Source organism: Rothia gullae (assembly GCF_024294905.1).
Taxonomy (GTDB): Bacteria; Actinomycetota; Actinomycetes; order Actinomycetales; family Micrococcaceae; genus Rothia.
Genome location: NZ_JANCOC010000001.1, coordinates 95099 through 109389, shown reverse-complemented (window position 1 = coordinate 109389; position 14291 = coordinate 95099). Strand labels below are relative to the sequence as shown.

The window sequence follows — 14291 nt, the reverse complement described above, 5'->3', positions numbered from 1 at the left end:
AGATGATAGCTCATGCGCCGTACCGGATGAACGGTACGGCGCATGAGCATCTGAAAAGTATTAGTCGACGATTGCCAGAACGTCGCGTGCGGAGAGAATCAGGTACTCTTCGCCCTGGTACTTGACCTCGGTGCCACCGTAGCGGGAGAACACGACAACGTCGCCTTCCTTGATATCTACGGGAATGCGGTTGCCCTTCTCATCCACGCGGCCCGGGCCAACGGCGACAACGCGTGCTTCCTGCGGCTTTTCCTTCGCAGTTTCGGGGATGACCAGACCGGATGCGGTGGTCTGCTCAGCCTGCTCGATCTTGATAACGACGCGGTCTTCCAGGGGCTTGATAGCCATAATCGGTTCCTCCGGGTTGTGGATTTACGTTTGATGCGAGACAGCGGCGCAGTGGCGCGCCCGATGGCTGTCTCGAGTGCTATCTCAACTCTAGTTTCACCTGTGCTTTCGGTCAAGAAAAGAGCCCCTCTGCCGGGGTGTTTCACCGCAAGGCGAACGCTGAGCAAAAAACTGGGCAGATCGGGCTCCTCACCCCTCAAAACCAGCACCCCGTAAAATGAGGAGCATGCCTATTCCCGCATCCCCTTTTACTCCCGCCGCCGAGCTTCCGTTCAGTGCCGAAGCGCTCGCGGCAGCCAATGAGCTCTACCCGCTGGGTTCGGATACGCTCAGCGCTGTTACTTCTTTGCGTTCGCGAGGTTTTAGCCCCGAGGAGTCTGCACAGATTATTTCGCTGGCGCAGGCTCGTACCCGTGCGCGCACCAAGTTCGGCGAGCGCGCCCGCACGCTCATGCTGACTCAGGAGGCGGCTGAGCAGGCGACTCGCCCGGTGATTGCGCACTATCGTGCTCAGCGTCTGCGCCCGGTTGGCGGCACGGTGGCTGATTTGGGTTGCGGTATCGCCTCGGATTCTGCCGTGTATGCGGCAGATCGCGGTGCCGTGGTTGCGGTGGAGTTGGACCCGCTGACGGCTTCTTTTGCGGCGAAGAACCTTGAGTTTTGCCCGCAGGCACGCGTGTATTCGGGAGATGTGACCGATTATGTGCACGGTGAGCTTCTGGACGCTGCCGGTGAGCCGGTGGGCATTGTGTGGATGGACCCGGCACGCCGCGAGTTGCGCGGCGCGAAGAAAGCTCAGACGGAACGCCTTTTTGATCCGGAGGCGTTCTCTCCCCCGTTCTCGTTCGTGCTGAATCTGGCGCGCACTGGCGTGCCGATGGGCGTGAAGTTGGGTCCCGGTTTTCCTCATGAGGGCATCCCCTCGCCCGAAGATATTGCATCGGAGGCAAACCCCAACCCGCGCGTTGAGGCGGAGTGGATTCAGTCGGAGGGTTCCCTCGCCGAGTTGGTGCTCTGGTTTAACACACTGGCTCAGGAGGGGGTGGCCCGCACGGCGACCTCTGTGCGCGAGCTGTCTGCGGAAGAGGCTACCCCATACGAAGGCTCCGCCGAACCCAGCGCCTTGTTGCCGCCCTATGAGACGGCGAGCTTCCGCAGCCCTCTGACAGCGGAAGAGGCGTTGCAGAGCGTTGAAGTTCCGGTGTCTCTGCCGCAGCCGGGCGAATACCTGTTGGAGCCCGCCCCGGCGATTGTGCGCTCGCATATGGTCGCTGAGTTTGCGCAGAGTATTGGTGCGCATCTGCTGGATGAGCACCTGGCATACCTGTGTTCTGCCAAGCCGGTGGAGCATCCGCTGGTTGCTTGCTACGAGGTGCTGGAGGAGATTCCTCTGCAGGAGAAGCAGCTGAAGCGTTGGGTGCGTGAGCAGGGCTTTACGGCGCTGACGATTAAGAAGCGTGGCGTGGATATTGTTCCGGAGCAATTGCGTGCGCGCCTGCTGGGTTCTGCGAGTTCTAAGGCTTCCAAGAAGAAACAGAAAAAGAACGCTAATTCTTCTTCGGGTGCACAGGAGGGTACGCAGGAGCCCTCGTACCGTCCGGCAACACTAGTCTTTACCCGCATCGGTTCGGGCAGGGATTCACGCCGCGTCGGCTGGCATGTGCGCCCGCTCTAACCTCTCCAGCCCCGGCCGCCCATCCCTAACTACCCAGCACTGACGACCCAGACCCGACTGCCCAGACCCGAGGACGGATTACCGTTCGTGACGATTCATGACGTTTCCCATTCCGGATTCTGCACTCGACAGGGCACCGAGCACCGCAAGACCGTACACTAGATACGGTGCCGGATACAGATACTGTGCCTGATCAAAGATACGCGGCCTAGTAGAGGCACCCCCCAGGAGCCGACTCCCACCGGCTAGCGCACAGCCGGGCAGAGTCCACCGATAATAACTTCCATGGCACCATGTACGACCCTATTTCCAGACGCAGGAAAGGCAATATGATCGACTTTGCTACCTCCCCGCAGTCCACTCTCGGCGTGGAATGGGAGATTGCGCTCATCGACCGTGAAAGCGGCGCACTGACCCAGCGCGCCAGCGAGGTGCTATCCATCCTGCGCGAGCGCCGCCCCGAACTGCTCGAACCCGCCTCCGACCGGGCGCACGTAACCGGCGAATTCCTGGAGAACACCGTCGAGGTGGTTACCGGTATCTGCCGCACCGTCGCTGAGGCGTGCCGTCAGCTACAGGATTTGGCGGATACCCTGCGTGAAATCACCGATGAGCTCGGCATTGAGTTCTACCCCGCCGGCACTCACCCCTTCTCCCACTGGGCTGACCAGCCGGTCGTGGCGAAGGAACGCTACCAGCGTGTGGTCGAACGCGCCCAGTATTGGGGCCGCCACATGGTCATTTACGGCGTGCACGTGCATGTGGGTGTTGACTCCCGCGATAAGGTTCTGCCGCTTATTGACGCGCTGACCAACTACGGGCCGCACCTGCTGGCGCTTTCGTGCTCTTCCCCGTACTGGGATGGAATCGATACCGGTTACGCTTCGCACCGCACTCAGCTTTACCAGCAGCTGCCCACGAACGGTCTGCCCTTCCACTTTGACACCTGGGAGCAGTACAGCGACTACCTGGAGTCACTCGTGGCAACCGACGTGATCAACGACCCGAGCGAGGACCGTTGGGATGTTCGCCCGGTTCCGCGTTACGGCACCATTGAGATGCGCTATTGCGATGGCCTCGCCTCCCTGCCGGATGTTGCGGCTATCGTGGCGTTCACGCAGTGCCTGGTGGAGTACTTCTCCCGCCGCATTGAGGCGGGCGCAAGCGTTGAGGTGCTCGCCCCCTGGCACGCTCAGGAGAATAAGTGGCGCGTCGCCCGCTACGGCCTGGAGGCTAAGATCGTGGTCTCTAACGAGCCGGTGCAGCGTACCCTGCGTGAAGATTTTAAGTTGCTTCTGCCCAAGCTGGAGCCGGTGGCACGCGACCTTGAGTGCGAGGTAGAACTGGCACAAGTACGCCGCATCCTCGCCGAGGGTACGGGCGCGGATCGTCAGCGTGCGGTCTTTGAGAAGACCGGCTCTCTGCGTGAGGTGGCGCTGGATGTTGCCGCACAGTCTCGTGCGCGAGCGCTGCGTTAGAGCCGCCCCCCCCCAGCTAAAGTTTGAATACAGAAAATGCCTCGGCGCAGTCCTTTGGGAGACTGTGGCGAGGCATTTCTACGAGCATTTTCGAGGCGAGCCGCATCAACGGACTCGCGCTAATAATCCCTGCGGAAGTAGCTATTTCAGAGGCAGCCCGCTTAGAAACAGACCGTAGTTACCGGCAGCGAGGAGTCCGTCGTGAAGTCCACACCCGAGGGCTCACGACCGGCAGCGACCAGGCGAGCACCCAGCGCCGCAACCATCGCACCGTTATCGGTACACAGGGTGAACTTCGGGATAATCAGGCGCACCCCCTCGGAGGCGCATCGGGCGGCAAGCAGCTCACGCAGGCGCGAGTTAGCCGCCACACCACCGCCGAGCAGCAGGGTCTTCATCCCCTGCTCGCGGCAGGCAAGCATCGCTTTCTTGGTGATGACGTCCACGACCGCCTCCTGGAAGGATGCGGCGATATCGGCAACCGGGACCTCTTCACCGGCTGCTTCAAAGCTTTCAATCACGCGCGCCACGGCGGTCTTCAGGCCGGAGAAGGAGAAATCGTATCGGTGCGCGCCGGGCTCCTCGGCGGTGCCCATGAACTTGCGGTTCGACAGGCCGCGCGGGAACACGAAGGCGTTACGGTTACCCTCGGCGGCAGCACGGTCAATCGCGGGGCCGCCCGGGTAGTCAAGGCCGAGCAGTCGGGCGACCTTGTCGTAGGCCTCGCCTGCGGCATCGTCGAGGGTCGCGCCGAGCAGACGCACATCGGAGGTAATGTCGCGCACCTGCAGGATTTCGGTGTGACCGCCAGAGACCAATAGCGCACCCAGACCACCGGAACCGGCATTCGCCAGCAGGTCGGAGCCGTCTTCGGTGCCGTTATCCTCCAGCAGGCCAACGCCAACGTGGGCGACCAGGTGGTTAATGCCGTAGAGGGGCTTGCCGGTGGCAATAGCAAGCGCCTTCGCCGCGGAGACACCCACCATGAGTGCGCCCGCCAGGCCGGGGCCGGCGGTGACAGCGATAGCGTCCACCTGATCGAGGGTGATGTCCGCTTCGGCGAGTGCCGCCTTGAGGGCGGGGATCATGGCGTCCAGGTGAGCGCGGGAAGCGATTTCGGGGATCACGCCGCCGAATCGCACGTGCTCTTCCATGGAGGAGGAGATGGTGTTGCTGAGCAGCTGTGCACCGCGCACAATGCCGATACCGGTCTCATCGCAGGAGGATTCGATGCCCAGAACGAGGGGTTCGCGAGTGCTCATAGTCTATCTTTCTGTTGCGCTGTCTGCGCGTAGTGCTTCTAGTTGCAGTGAGGTAAGGATGCTGTGATGTAGGGATGCTGCGGCGTAGAGGGCGGCGTCGTAGAGGACGGCGGATGCTCGCCCCTATCGCGGGGATTGCCGTTTAGCCCAACGGAGTATTTAGAACGTGCATTCCATAATGATGGCGTCGGTTCCATCATCGTAGTAGCCGCGGCGTACGTGAATCGCACGGTAGCCGTTGCGTTCGTAGAGGCGCTGGGCGCGCGGGTTGTCGGCACGCACCTCCAGCAGGATGCGCTCGGCACCCTGCTCGCGGGCACGCTCGTGCATCTGCTCAAGCATGGCGCGACCGAAGCCGTGGCCCTCGTACTCGGGGAGCACGCCGATGGTTTGAACGTCAGCGGTGTCGGCTACGACCATGGTTCCGCAGTAGCCGATAGCGCGCCAGCTGCCTTCGTTATTTTCCGGACCTTCTGCGGGTAATTCGAGCATGTAGTAGGTGCGGGTCGGGTGGGTCAGCTCTTCGAGGAACATGTCGATGTGCCAGGCGTCGGCGGGAAACAGGGTGGTCTCCATGTGGTGCATGTCCTGCACGTCGGCAAGTTCGGCAACGCGCAGGCGGGCGCCCAGAGCCAGATTATTCAGTGCCTGGTCGTCTGGCACGATATTGTCGGTAGCACTCATTTAGCTCTCCTTCTGCGCGGCGGCCTGTGCAGCGGCCTGCGCGGCCTGCTTCTGCTGGCGGGCGAGCATTGCGGCGGGGACCTTTGCATCCGAGTCGCGCAGGTACTGGGCGGAGGTGTCCTCGCTCAGGTTCTCTACGCCCAGGCGTGCCGCGGCGGCAACCAAGTACTCGGCGTGGGGGTGAACCTCGCGGGCAGAATCAACGATGGTCCAGCCGTGCTCTTCGAGAGCCTCGGCGTACAGGCCAGCACCGTAGCCGTAAGCGTAGGAGGGAGCCTCACCGGGCAGAATTTTGGAGGCGGGGCATACGTTCGGGCCGTCCACCAGGCTGTAGCCTTCGGCGTTCACGCGGTAGCGGGCGGAGTAGACTTCGCGGCGGCGCGCGTCGGAGAGTACGAGCAGCTCAGCATCTTCTACAAGCTCAGCACCTTCAGCAGAGGCGAACGCTCGTTCTACGTTCTCTTCACCAGCCGTGTCTCCAGGTGTGTCCCGGGCAGTGTCTCCGCCAGCTTCACCGGCAACCGCGCCAGACACAGCACGCTCAGCCAGGGCGGTCAGGCTCATCATGCCGTACACCGGCACCGACCAGGCAAACCCCAGAGCGCGCGCAGTAACGATACCGGCGCGAAGACCCGTAAAAGGTCCCGGGCCGGTACCGGTCAGAATCGCATCCAAATCTTCGCCGCGAACGCCAGCGCCCTGCAGGGCCGCCTGCGCGTAGGGGCCCATCACCTCGGCGTGGGAGCGGGTATCTTCACTCTCGTAGCGGGCGAGGATTTCGAAGGACGCACCGGCTTCGGAGCCGTGCACACGGGCGAGCGCCACAGATGCGGTGGCGGATGAATCAAGGGCAAGTACTAGCACCCTATCATTCTAACGCGCGGGCTCTAGGCGCTCTGCAGGGCCTCTTTCAGGGCGTCGAAAGCGTGCTCCCAGCGGGGGCCGAAGGCGCGCACCCGTAGCAGGCGAGGCTCGGGGGTGTCCGCGTCCTCGTCGCTTTCGTCCTCGTCTTCGTCGTCCCAGCTGAACTCTTCGGTAGCCGAGTAGGCGAAGCGTGCATCCGCGCCGGTCAGGCGGGTGAAGTCCAGTTCCAGGCGGGAATCGCTCAGGTGCTCAGCTTTATCGCGGCCCCACTCGATGACGGTCACAGAGCGCGGCAGGGAGAACTCCAGATCCAGGTCGTCGAGCTCTTCGGCGCTGGAGAGGCGGTAGGCGTCCACATGCACCAGGTCGGGTCCTCCGGGTCGGGGGCCGTCCGGCAGGTTCGGGTGCACTCGCGAGAGCACGAAGGTCGGTGAGATAACGCCTTCGCGCACGCCCAGGCCTTCACCCAGGGAGCGGGTGAACGTGGTCTTGCCCGCGCCGAGCTCGCCCGAGAGCAACAGTACGTCCCCGGCGTTTAGGTGCTGCGCCAGTGTGAGTGCCAGGCGGCGGGTATGGTCGGGGCCGGTCACATCCAGGTCGAGTGCGGCAGAAATGTACTCAGCGCTCATTAGCCCTCCTGCTCCTGCCCGGTACCCCACAGCTCGTTCAGTTCAGCTTCAACCCAGGAGCCGCCAACGTAGAGGCGCTCCACGCGGGACGAAATGCGGGTCACGATTTCGTAGTTAATGGTCTGCGCGGCATCCGCCCACTCTTCCACGGGTGGATTCTCACCGGCGCCAAAAAGGATGGCGGGCGCCCCCAGGTAGCCCAGGGCGGGGTCGCTCAGACCGGGTTCGCCCAGGTCAACGACCATCTGGTCCATGGCGACGCGGCCGACCACGCGGTAGGTCTTACCTTCCGCGCTGTTAGGCACGGAGCCGTTCTCCGCGTTCTGCGCACCCGGGTAGATGCGCACCGGCGCGTTCTCCGCAATACGCGGCACGCCATCAGCGTAGCCGAGCGGCACCAGCGCCAGGGTGGTTGCCTTGGGAGTGTGGTAGCGCAGACCGTAGGAAACGCCCTGACCTGCAGGAACTTCCTTCACAGCGGCAATGTAGCTACCCACCGTCATGACGGGCTTCAACCCCAAGTCCTCAGCGGTGACCTCCGGTAGCGGGGAAAGACCGTAGAGCGCCAAACCGCAACGCACGCCGTCACCGAGCAGACGCTCCTCCGTGTCCCAACCCTCCAACGAGGCAGTCAGGGTCGCCGGGGAGTTCGCCAGATGCACAATCTTCGGGTCCAGGCCAGCCTCACGAGCCTGAGCCACAAAAGTATCCAGGGTATCGAGCTGCTGAGCAGTCTCGGCGCGGGTCGGCTCATCAGCAACCGCCAGGTGGCTAAAAATACCCTCAACCGTAATCAGCCCAGACCCCTCCAGACAGGCGGCGCGAGCCACCAGCGCGGGCCAATCCGCCGCGGTAGCACCGTTACGACCCAGACCGGTATCAGCCTTCAGATGCACGATAGCGCGCTCGCCGGTGCGTTCAGCGGCGGCGGCTACCGCCTCCAGGTCCCAACCGGAAACACCCAGGCGGATCTTCTCCTGCAGCGCCGCCTCAAAATCGGTGGAGGGGGTGTGCAGCCACGCCATGAGCGGCGCCTCAATACCGTCAGCACGCAGTTCCAGCGCCTCGTTCACGTGCACCACACCCAGCAGGTCAGCACCAGCGGCAATAGCCGAACGTGCCACCGGGTACGCACCGTGACCGTACGCATCCGCCTTAATCACTGCAATGAGCGCGCGGTCGCCAATAAGTTCCTTGAGGCGGCTCACATTATGTTCTAGCGCATCAAGGTCAATGGTGGCACTGCGCTCTACCTCTGCCGGGGTGCAGGGCGGGCAGTAGAGCGGTTCGGCAGGCTGCTGAGGGTGAGTCATGGTCCTTCACGGTCCTTCTGACGGGCGGGTACTACAGGCTGCGCTTGGGCAGCCTCTCTTCTACTAAATTCTAGACCTCCCGGTGTGCGAAAGTCCTATCGCGCTACACTAGGTCAGGTACACCTTTGAGAGAGGAAAGCATCGATGAGCACTCTGCCGCCGGTTCGGACGGTTCACGTGTATTCCATGCACACCGACCCCTTTGCGCAGCCCGGTAGCGGAGATGCAGGCGGCATGAACGTCTATATTGCCCGGTCGGTGCACGCCATGCTGGAGCTCGATCCCGAGCTGCGGGTTGAGGTTTTCACGCTGGACCGCGGTGAGGCGCTTCCGGCTGATTCGCCGTTCCGTCAGCCTCCTCAGCCCGGCGAGCGCATTGTGCGCCACAGCCTTGATCTTCCGTCCGCTCGTGGTCTTTCGAAGAACGAGTTGGCTACGGTCACCGATGATTTTGCGCAGGCGTGCGTGGAGCAGGCGCTGTACACCCCGGATATTATTCACGCCCACTATTGGCTGTCTGGTCAGGCTGCGGCTCGCGCGTCCCAGCTGTGGTCGGCTCAGGGCGCTGGCTTCCCGGTTCCCATTCTTTTCACTCCGCATACGACGGCTGCCGCCAAGGATGCGCGCCGCGGCGAAGGTGAAGAGCCCGAGCCTGAGGAACGCTACCGCACCGAGCGTCTGATGAGTAGCTCCGCGAGCCGGGTGATTGTGAATACTCCCCTGGAGGCGCAGCAGATGGGCGAGTACTACGGTACAGACCCGCAGAAGCTTGCCATTATCCCCCCGGGTGTTGACATCTCAATTTTCCGTACGATTCCTGGCGTGCATCCGCTCAATGACACCTCGGAGACTCGTTGCCGCATTGTGTTTGCCGGTAGGCCTCAGCCGTTGAAGGGCCCGCATCTGCTGGTGGAGGCGCTAGCGCTGCTCTCCTCCGACCTGCAGGTGGACGTGGATATTATTGGTCGTTCCGATTCGGATTATGAGCGCCGCCTATTGCAGCGTGCAGCTGAGCTAGGCGTGGCAGATCGGGTGCATTTGAAGGACCCGGTTCCGGCGTCTGAGCTGGCGAATATTTTCCGTGCCGCCGATATCGTGGCGTCCCCGTCGTCGTCTGAGACGTTCGGGTTGGTGGCTCTGGAGGCGCAGGCATGCGGCGCGGCGGTACTCGCTACGGATGCTGACGGCCTGCGCTTTGCGGTGGAGAACCACCGTACGGGCCTGCTGGTGGCGCCTCGCACTCCGCAGCGTTGGGCTGCGGCTATTGAGCGTCTGGTGCGTGCCCCGTATCTGCGTCATTCGTTGGGCGCGAATGCCGCGGCGCGTGCCCGCACGATGGGTTGGGAGCAGACGGCGCATAAGACCCTGGAAGCTTATGCCGAGGTACGTGAGGGTATCTCGCAGTAATGTATTTTTCACGTTGTGAGGAGTTTTAATGTCTTTCTCGATGAGCCGCGATGAGTTCGCCGCGTACCTGGATTCTGTGCATATTACCGGCGAGGTGGCAACCGCCCGAGAGAATAACCTGGACCATATTCAGGGTTTCCTGGATGGTAATGAGCACCTTGAGTTTGGTGTGCAGTGGACCCGCGAGTGGGATTACGATTCGGTATTTGAGGTGATGGTTCGCCGCGCGGGTCTGAACCCGGACCGTTCGCATACTCACGGCCAGGACACTATTGGTGCTGAGCAGTGCATCAGCGCGCTGGAGGAGTACGCCCGTATCTTCGGTGAGGCGGTGCGTGCGGGTTCTCGTATTCTGTTTGCGACCGGTCACCCGGCGGGTCTGTTCCCCATCTATGCGGTGATGGCTGCGGCTGCGAAGGCTACCGGTGCTGAGGTTCTCCAGATTGAGGAGGGCGAGCGCTTCCTGGACGGCGATGTCCGTCAGATTATGGATGTCGTGATGTTTGAGCAGTACGGTAATCTGCAGCATACGCATTTCCCCGGCCCGATGCGCATCGCGCTGGATCAGTTGAAGGCGCGCGGTGTGACTCCGGATCTGGTGGTTTCGGATCACGGTATGGCTGGTTATGCTTCCTCGACCTGTAAGTTGCTGACGATTGGTATTGCGGATTGTAATGATCCGGGTCTGTTTGTGGCGGCTGAGCAGGGGGACCTGCCGGTGTGTGTGCCGATGGACGATAACGTTCCGCCGCGTCGTTATGAGCCGATGATTGATTTCATTTTGGATCGTGCGGGGCTTGAGCGTCCTTAATGTCCCTTTTACACCGCGTATAGGGTTTGTTATTGAGCCTCCGGGGTTTGTCGTTTTATATGCCGGTTATTGTTTTTCTGCAGGTGTGTGAAACAGTCTGGTGTTTTTAGAAGTTTCTTGGCTACACTAGGCATTCTTCTCGTGGGCTCTTATTCTCTTCTTTTTCTGTGATTGATTTCATCACGCGGGAGCTACTTTAAGGCTTTATTCTTCGAGACGTAAGACCCCCCAACCCCGTAGAATAGTTTACGGAACACGTTTATGCGCCCTGTGGGTTCATATAACGCTCCACTAGGCGTCTAACCAGCGTCTTTACCGTAATCTCTGCCATTATTCACTCAGCAAGATTAAGTGTTCACTCATTCATTCAGAACATAAACTAGGATACGTCTCCCTTACACCGATAATTAGGGGTAAATATGCCTATTCGCCGCTCTCAGTCCACGGCACAGGACAAATTTCCGGGGAAGATTACACCGTTGAAAGTACAAGATCATCTTAAAAAAATGTGGGGTTCAGACTTCGTCGTCAAGCGAAGCTGGCATCCCAAGGTTCAGCGCGCCCTTTACTGTGGCGATTTTCTCGCCATTGTTATCGCGGTTGTCGCTGCGCATCTGATTCGTTTCGGGTGGGAGAATGCTGACCTGCCCTATGTGAACGTTTGGCCTATTAACGCATTGGATGGCCGTATTCCCGCTATTGATTACATTTTCCTGGGCATCGGTATGGTCGTTGGCTGGTGGTTTATCCTCCAGGTGAACGGCTCCCGTAGCCTGCGCATCATGGGTTTCGGCAATGAGGAATACCGCCTCATTACTCGCGGTAGCACCTATTTCTTCTGCCTGCTGATTATTGTGGCGTTCTTCCTCAAGATTGACGTCACCCGCATGTACTTGTTGATTGCTTACCCGCTAGGTCTGTTCCTTCTGCTGATGGAGCGTTGGCTGATTCGTCAGGGTCTGGTGCGTTCACGTACCCGCGGTCGTGCGCTCACTCGCGTCATGATTATTTCTGATGTGACAACCGGTCAGCACCTGTACAAGAACCTGGAGGGCGTGGGTGCTTCCGGCCTGTCCCCCGCTGCGTTCTATCTGCCCGGTTTCACTCCGGGTACCACTGTTGCTGGCGCCCCGATTCCGGTGCTTGGTTACAGCACTTCTCCGGCTGACATTATGGATGCTATCCGCGAGAACGATATTCACATGGTTGCTGTTACGAATGGTCACCACTTGAGTCCGGATCAGGTTCGCCTGCTGGGTTGGAAGCTTGCTGATGCGCATATTTCGCTGATTATGGCTCCTGCGACGACCGATATTGCTGGTCCGCGTATGCACATGCAGCCGTTGAACGGTCTGCCGCTGGTACACGTGTCGACTCCGCGTATTACCGGTCTGTCGGCGTTCTTCAAGCGCACTATGGATGTTGTGTCTTCGGGTCTGGGTTTGATTCTGCTGTCTCCGCTGTTCCTGGTGGTGGCACTACTGGTGAAGCGTGATGGCGGCCCTGTCTTCTTCCTGCAGAACCGTGTGGGTCTGAACGGTGAGCTTTTCAAGATGGTGAAGTTCCGTTCAATGCGTACTGACGCTGAAGAGGTCAAGAAGCGTCTCATGGAGCAGAACGAGGGTAACGGCGTGCTCTTCAAGATGAAGGACGACCCGCGTATTACCCCCACTGGTAAGTTCATCCGTAAGTACTCGATTGATGAGCTGCCTCAGCTGTGGAATGTGTTCATTGGCGATATGTCGCTGGTGGGTCCGCGTCCTCCGCTGGTTGAGGAAGTTGAGCAGTACGAGGATATTGCGTACCGCCGCCTGCTGGTGAAGCCGGGTATTACCGGTCTGTGGCAGGTTTCGGGTCGTAGTGATCTCTCCTGGGAAGAGTCGGTTCGTCTGGATCTCTACTATGTTGAAAACTGGTCGCTTACCGGTGACTTCATTATTCTTCTGCGTACTATCCGTGCGGTTTTCGCTAAGGAAGGCGCGTACTAAGAAGGATGGTGGTAGTTTCTCCCGCTGGTGCGTATGCCGGTTTTTAGTGATGCTGTCCCGGCGCAGGCAGCTCGGCATCGTGCATTGATATAAGCGCGTTGAAGGGGCGTGAATCCATTTCCGGTGGATTCACGCCCCTTCTGTGCGCCTTGGCCCTGTGCTTTCAGAGAGGGATCTCGTTAGGACGCTAGGAATAGAGGTGCGCTGGGCGTCTCTCCCTTATTCGGCGATGAGGCGGGCGATGACTTCGGGGAGCATCTGCGCGACGCGGGTTGCGGGTGCCGGGCCGGGCAGAGCGTCCTTGACGCTTCCGGTGGCGCTGGCGCGTGCTGCTTCACCGTGCAGGTAGACTGCGAGCGCGCCGATGGAGGCGAAGGTGCAACCTTCTAGGGCTTCTCCGCGGGCGGCGAAAGCGGCTACGGTTTGGGCGAGCAGGGCGCCATAGATGCCGGTGAGGGTGTCGCCGCTGCCTGCGGTAGCGAGCCAAGGGCTTCCTCCGGCAACGCTGTAGGTGGCGCCGTTGGGTGCGGCAATGAGCGTGTAGCCGCCCTTGAGCATGACGGTGGCACCGGAAAGTTCGGAGGCGGCACGCACCCAGCGGAAGGGCTCTGCATCAATGTCCTTGCGGCTGGGTACGATGGCGTCGCCCAGGTGCTTCTTCCAGATTTCGGGGGCGAGCTCGTGCACGATGCGCATGAACCGTTCGAGCTCTGCGGCGTGCGGGGTGAGAATCTTGTGGGAGCCGAGGTGCTTACCGGTTGCCATGTATTCTGCCGCCAGGTCGCAGGCGCCCGCGTCGAGGATGGCGGGTTCGGGCGAGTGGAGCAGGTAGCGGTTCTTGTCCAGCGAGTCGTGGCTAGAGCCAGATCCGCCGGCCCAGACGGTAACCCTCTGCAGGGCGGGGGCGCCGCTAAAGTAGACGGTTTCGGGATTGTGGGCAATCATGAGTTGGCGTAGCTCGTGAGAGTTGGCGTTGAAGCGGACCATACCCACGCCGGTGTTGAGGGCTGCGCGTACGCTCATGAGGGCTGCGCCGGGGTATTCGAGGCTTCCGGTGAGCATGCCGAGTACGCCGCGGGTGTACTTGTGGGAGTGCTCGTCGGGTATTTCGATGAGTTCGCGGTAGTCTTCGCGGTCGAGGACGCGCAGGGCGGGCTTGTGGGCGTTGAGGGCTTCGGGCACGCCCAGGTCGTAGAGTTTGATATCTCCGGAGTGGACGCTGTGGCTGGTGCCTGCCGGCAGCTTGTGGCCGATGAAGGTGACGGTGCAGTCGGCGCGCAGGGAGGGTTCGTGCACGGTTCCACGGTTGTTGTCGACTCCGGAGGGGGTGTCTACTGCGAGGACTGCGCCGAGCTTACCGTCGAGCTGCACTGCACGGAGTATGCCCAGGTATTCGCCAGCGCTACCGCGTACGGCGCCGCTGGAGCCGGTACCGAGGATACCGTCGATGATCAGGTCGTAGCCAGCAAGGTGTTCGAGGGTGTGTTCGGGGTCGAGTATACGAGTGTCTTCGCCGCCTTCGCGGGCGATGAGTTCGAGGTTCTTTTCGCTGGGGTCGAAGATGACTGCGTCAACGCGGTGGCCCTTGGCGCTGAGGCGGGCGCCGGCGTAGATGGTGTCTGCGCCGTTGTTGCCCGGGCCGGCGAGGAGCAGGATTTTGGCGTTTTCTGTGCCGTGGAGCAAATCCTGCGCTTCGGCTGCGACGGCGTCTGCGGCGCGTTGCATGAGATATCCGTCGTAGTCAGCGGCTTCAACGTAGGGCTTTTCTGCTTCGCGTACCTGGGAAGCAGTGTAGATGAGCTTCATTGCTGTCTCCTTGAGTGGCCCCGTGC

General features: G+C 61.0%; 12 protein-coding genes. 5 read left to right on the top strand and 7 right to left on the bottom strand.

Annotated features, from left to right (window positions below; translation table 11 throughout):
• Nucleotides 1-60: 60 nt before the first annotated feature.
• Nucleotides 61-348, bottom strand: a complete 288-nt coding sequence (groES, locus tag NML54_RS00505) for a co-chaperone GroES (protein WP_005505066.1) — start codon at nucleotides 346-348, stop codon at nucleotides 61-63.
• A 226-nt stretch (nucleotides 349-574) separates the two neighbouring features.
• Between groES and NML54_RS00500 the strand changes: the two genes are divergently transcribed.
• Nucleotides 575-2023 (top strand): class I SAM-dependent methyltransferase, encoded by a 1449-nt coding sequence (locus tag NML54_RS00500; RefSeq protein ID WP_371925771.1) that lies wholly within the window; start codon nucleotides 575-577, stop codon nucleotides 2021-2023.
• Nucleotides 2024-2352: 329 nt separating this feature from the next.
• Nucleotides 2353-3501 (top strand): glutamate--cysteine ligase, encoded by a 1149-nt coding sequence (locus tag NML54_RS00495; RefSeq protein ID WP_254755328.1) that lies wholly within the window; start codon nucleotides 2353-2355, stop codon nucleotides 3499-3501.
• Nucleotides 3502-3662: 161 nt separating this feature from the next.
• Here the strand turns inward: NML54_RS00495 and tsaD are convergent, their stop codons facing one another.
• From tsaD to alr, 5 genes are all read right to left on the bottom strand, one after another.
• Nucleotides 3663-4763, bottom strand: a complete 1101-nt coding sequence (gene tsaD, locus NML54_RS00490; RefSeq protein ID WP_005508428.1) for a tRNA (adenosine(37)-N6)-threonylcarbamoyltransferase complex transferase subunit TsaD — start codon at nucleotides 4761-4763, stop codon at nucleotides 3663-3665.
• Between the two features lie 159 nt (nucleotides 4764-4922).
• Complete coding sequence (gene rimI, locus NML54_RS00485) at nucleotides 4923-5447, bottom strand: ribosomal protein S18-alanine N-acetyltransferase (protein ID WP_254755327.1); 525 nt, start codon at nucleotides 5445-5447, stop codon at nucleotides 4923-4925.
• Nucleotides 5448-6311 (bottom strand): tRNA (adenosine(37)-N6)-threonylcarbamoyltransferase complex dimerization subunit type 1 TsaB, encoded by an 864-nt coding sequence (tsaB, locus tag NML54_RS00480; protein ID WP_254755326.1) that lies wholly within the window; start codon nucleotides 6309-6311, stop codon nucleotides 5448-5450.
• A 23-nt stretch (nucleotides 6312-6334) separates the two neighbouring features.
• Nucleotides 6335-6940, bottom strand: a complete 606-nt coding sequence (gene tsaE, locus NML54_RS00475; RefSeq protein ID WP_254755325.1) for a tRNA (adenosine(37)-N6)-threonylcarbamoyltransferase complex ATPase subunit type 1 TsaE — start codon at nucleotides 6938-6940, stop codon at nucleotides 6335-6337.
• Entirely contained in the window at nucleotides 6940-8253 is a 1314-nt protein-coding gene (gene alr / locus NML54_RS00470; RefSeq protein ID WP_254755324.1) for an alanine racemase, read from the bottom strand. Before alr ends, tsaE begins: the two co-directional genes overlap by 1 nt.
• 144 nt (nucleotides 8254-8397) lie before the next feature.
• Here alr and NML54_RS00465 point away from each other — a divergent pair, with 144 nt between their 5' ends.
• From NML54_RS00465 to NML54_RS00455, 3 genes are all read left to right on the top strand, one after another.
• Nucleotides 8398-9660 carry a glycosyltransferase gene (locus NML54_RS00465; RefSeq protein WP_254755323.1) on the top strand — a complete coding sequence of 421 codons (1263 nt, stop codon included), beginning with the start codon at nucleotides 8398-8400 and terminating at the stop codon, nucleotides 9658-9660.
• A gap of 28 nt (nucleotides 9661-9688) precedes the next feature.
• Nucleotides 9689-10471, top strand: coding sequence for a phosphatase (locus NML54_RS00460; RefSeq protein ID WP_254755322.1), 783 nt, complete (start codon nucleotides 9689-9691; stop codon nucleotides 10469-10471).
• A gap of 506 nt (nucleotides 10472-10977) precedes the next feature.
• Nucleotides 10978-12459 (top strand): sugar transferase, encoded by a 1482-nt coding sequence (locus tag NML54_RS00455; protein ID WP_254755321.1) that lies wholly within the window; start codon nucleotides 10978-10980, stop codon nucleotides 12457-12459.
• Between the two features lie 219 nt (nucleotides 12460-12678).
• On the opposite strand, the gene NML54_RS00450 is transcribed toward NML54_RS00455, so the two are convergent.
• A complete protein-coding gene (locus tag NML54_RS00450) occupies nucleotides 12679-14265 on the bottom strand; it encodes a bifunctional ADP-dependent NAD(P)H-hydrate dehydratase/NAD(P)H-hydrate epimerase (protein WP_254755320.1) in 1587 nt (528 codons plus the stop codon).
• Between the last annotated feature and the right edge of the window lie 26 nt (nucleotides 14266-14291).

Coding starts and splice junctions, on each gene's coding strand:
- NML54_RS00460 (WP_254755322.1), top strand. CDS start 9,689: ATGTCTTTCTCGATGAGCCGCGATGAGTTCGCCGCGTACCTGGATTCT.
- NML54_RS00500 (WP_371925771.1), top strand. CDS start 575: ATGCCTATTCCCGCATCCCCTTTTACTCCCGCCGCCGAGCTTCCGTTC.
- tsaE (WP_254755325.1), bottom strand. CDS start 6,940: ATGAGCGCTGAGTACATTTCTGCCGCACTCGACCTGGATGTGACCGGC.
- NML54_RS00495 (WP_254755328.1), top strand. CDS start 2,353: ATGATCGACTTTGCTACCTCCCCGCAGTCCACTCTCGGCGTGGAATGG.
- NML54_RS00465 (WP_254755323.1), top strand. CDS start 8,398: ATGAGCACTCTGCCGCCGGTTCGGACGGTTCACGTGTATTCCATGCAC.
- tsaD (WP_005508428.1), bottom strand. CDS start 4,763: ATGAGCACTCGCGAACCCCTCGTTCTGGGCATCGAATCCTCCTGCGAT.
- NML54_RS00450 (WP_254755320.1), bottom strand. CDS start 14,265: ATGAAGCTCATCTACACTGCTTCCCAGGTACGCGAAGCAGAAAAGCCC.
- rimI (WP_254755327.1), bottom strand. CDS start 5,447: ATGAGTGCTACCGACAATATCGTGCCAGACGACCAGGCACTGAATAAT.
- groES (WP_005505066.1), bottom strand. CDS start 348: ATGGCTATCAAGCCCCTGGAAGACCGCGTCGTTATCAAGATCGAGCAG.
- alr (WP_254755324.1), bottom strand. CDS start 8,253: ATGACTCACCCTCAGCAGCCTGCCGAACCGCTCTACTGCCCGCCCTGC.
- NML54_RS00455 (WP_254755321.1), top strand. CDS start 10,978: ATGTGGGGTTCAGACTTCGTCGTCAAGCGAAGCTGGCATCCCAAGGTT.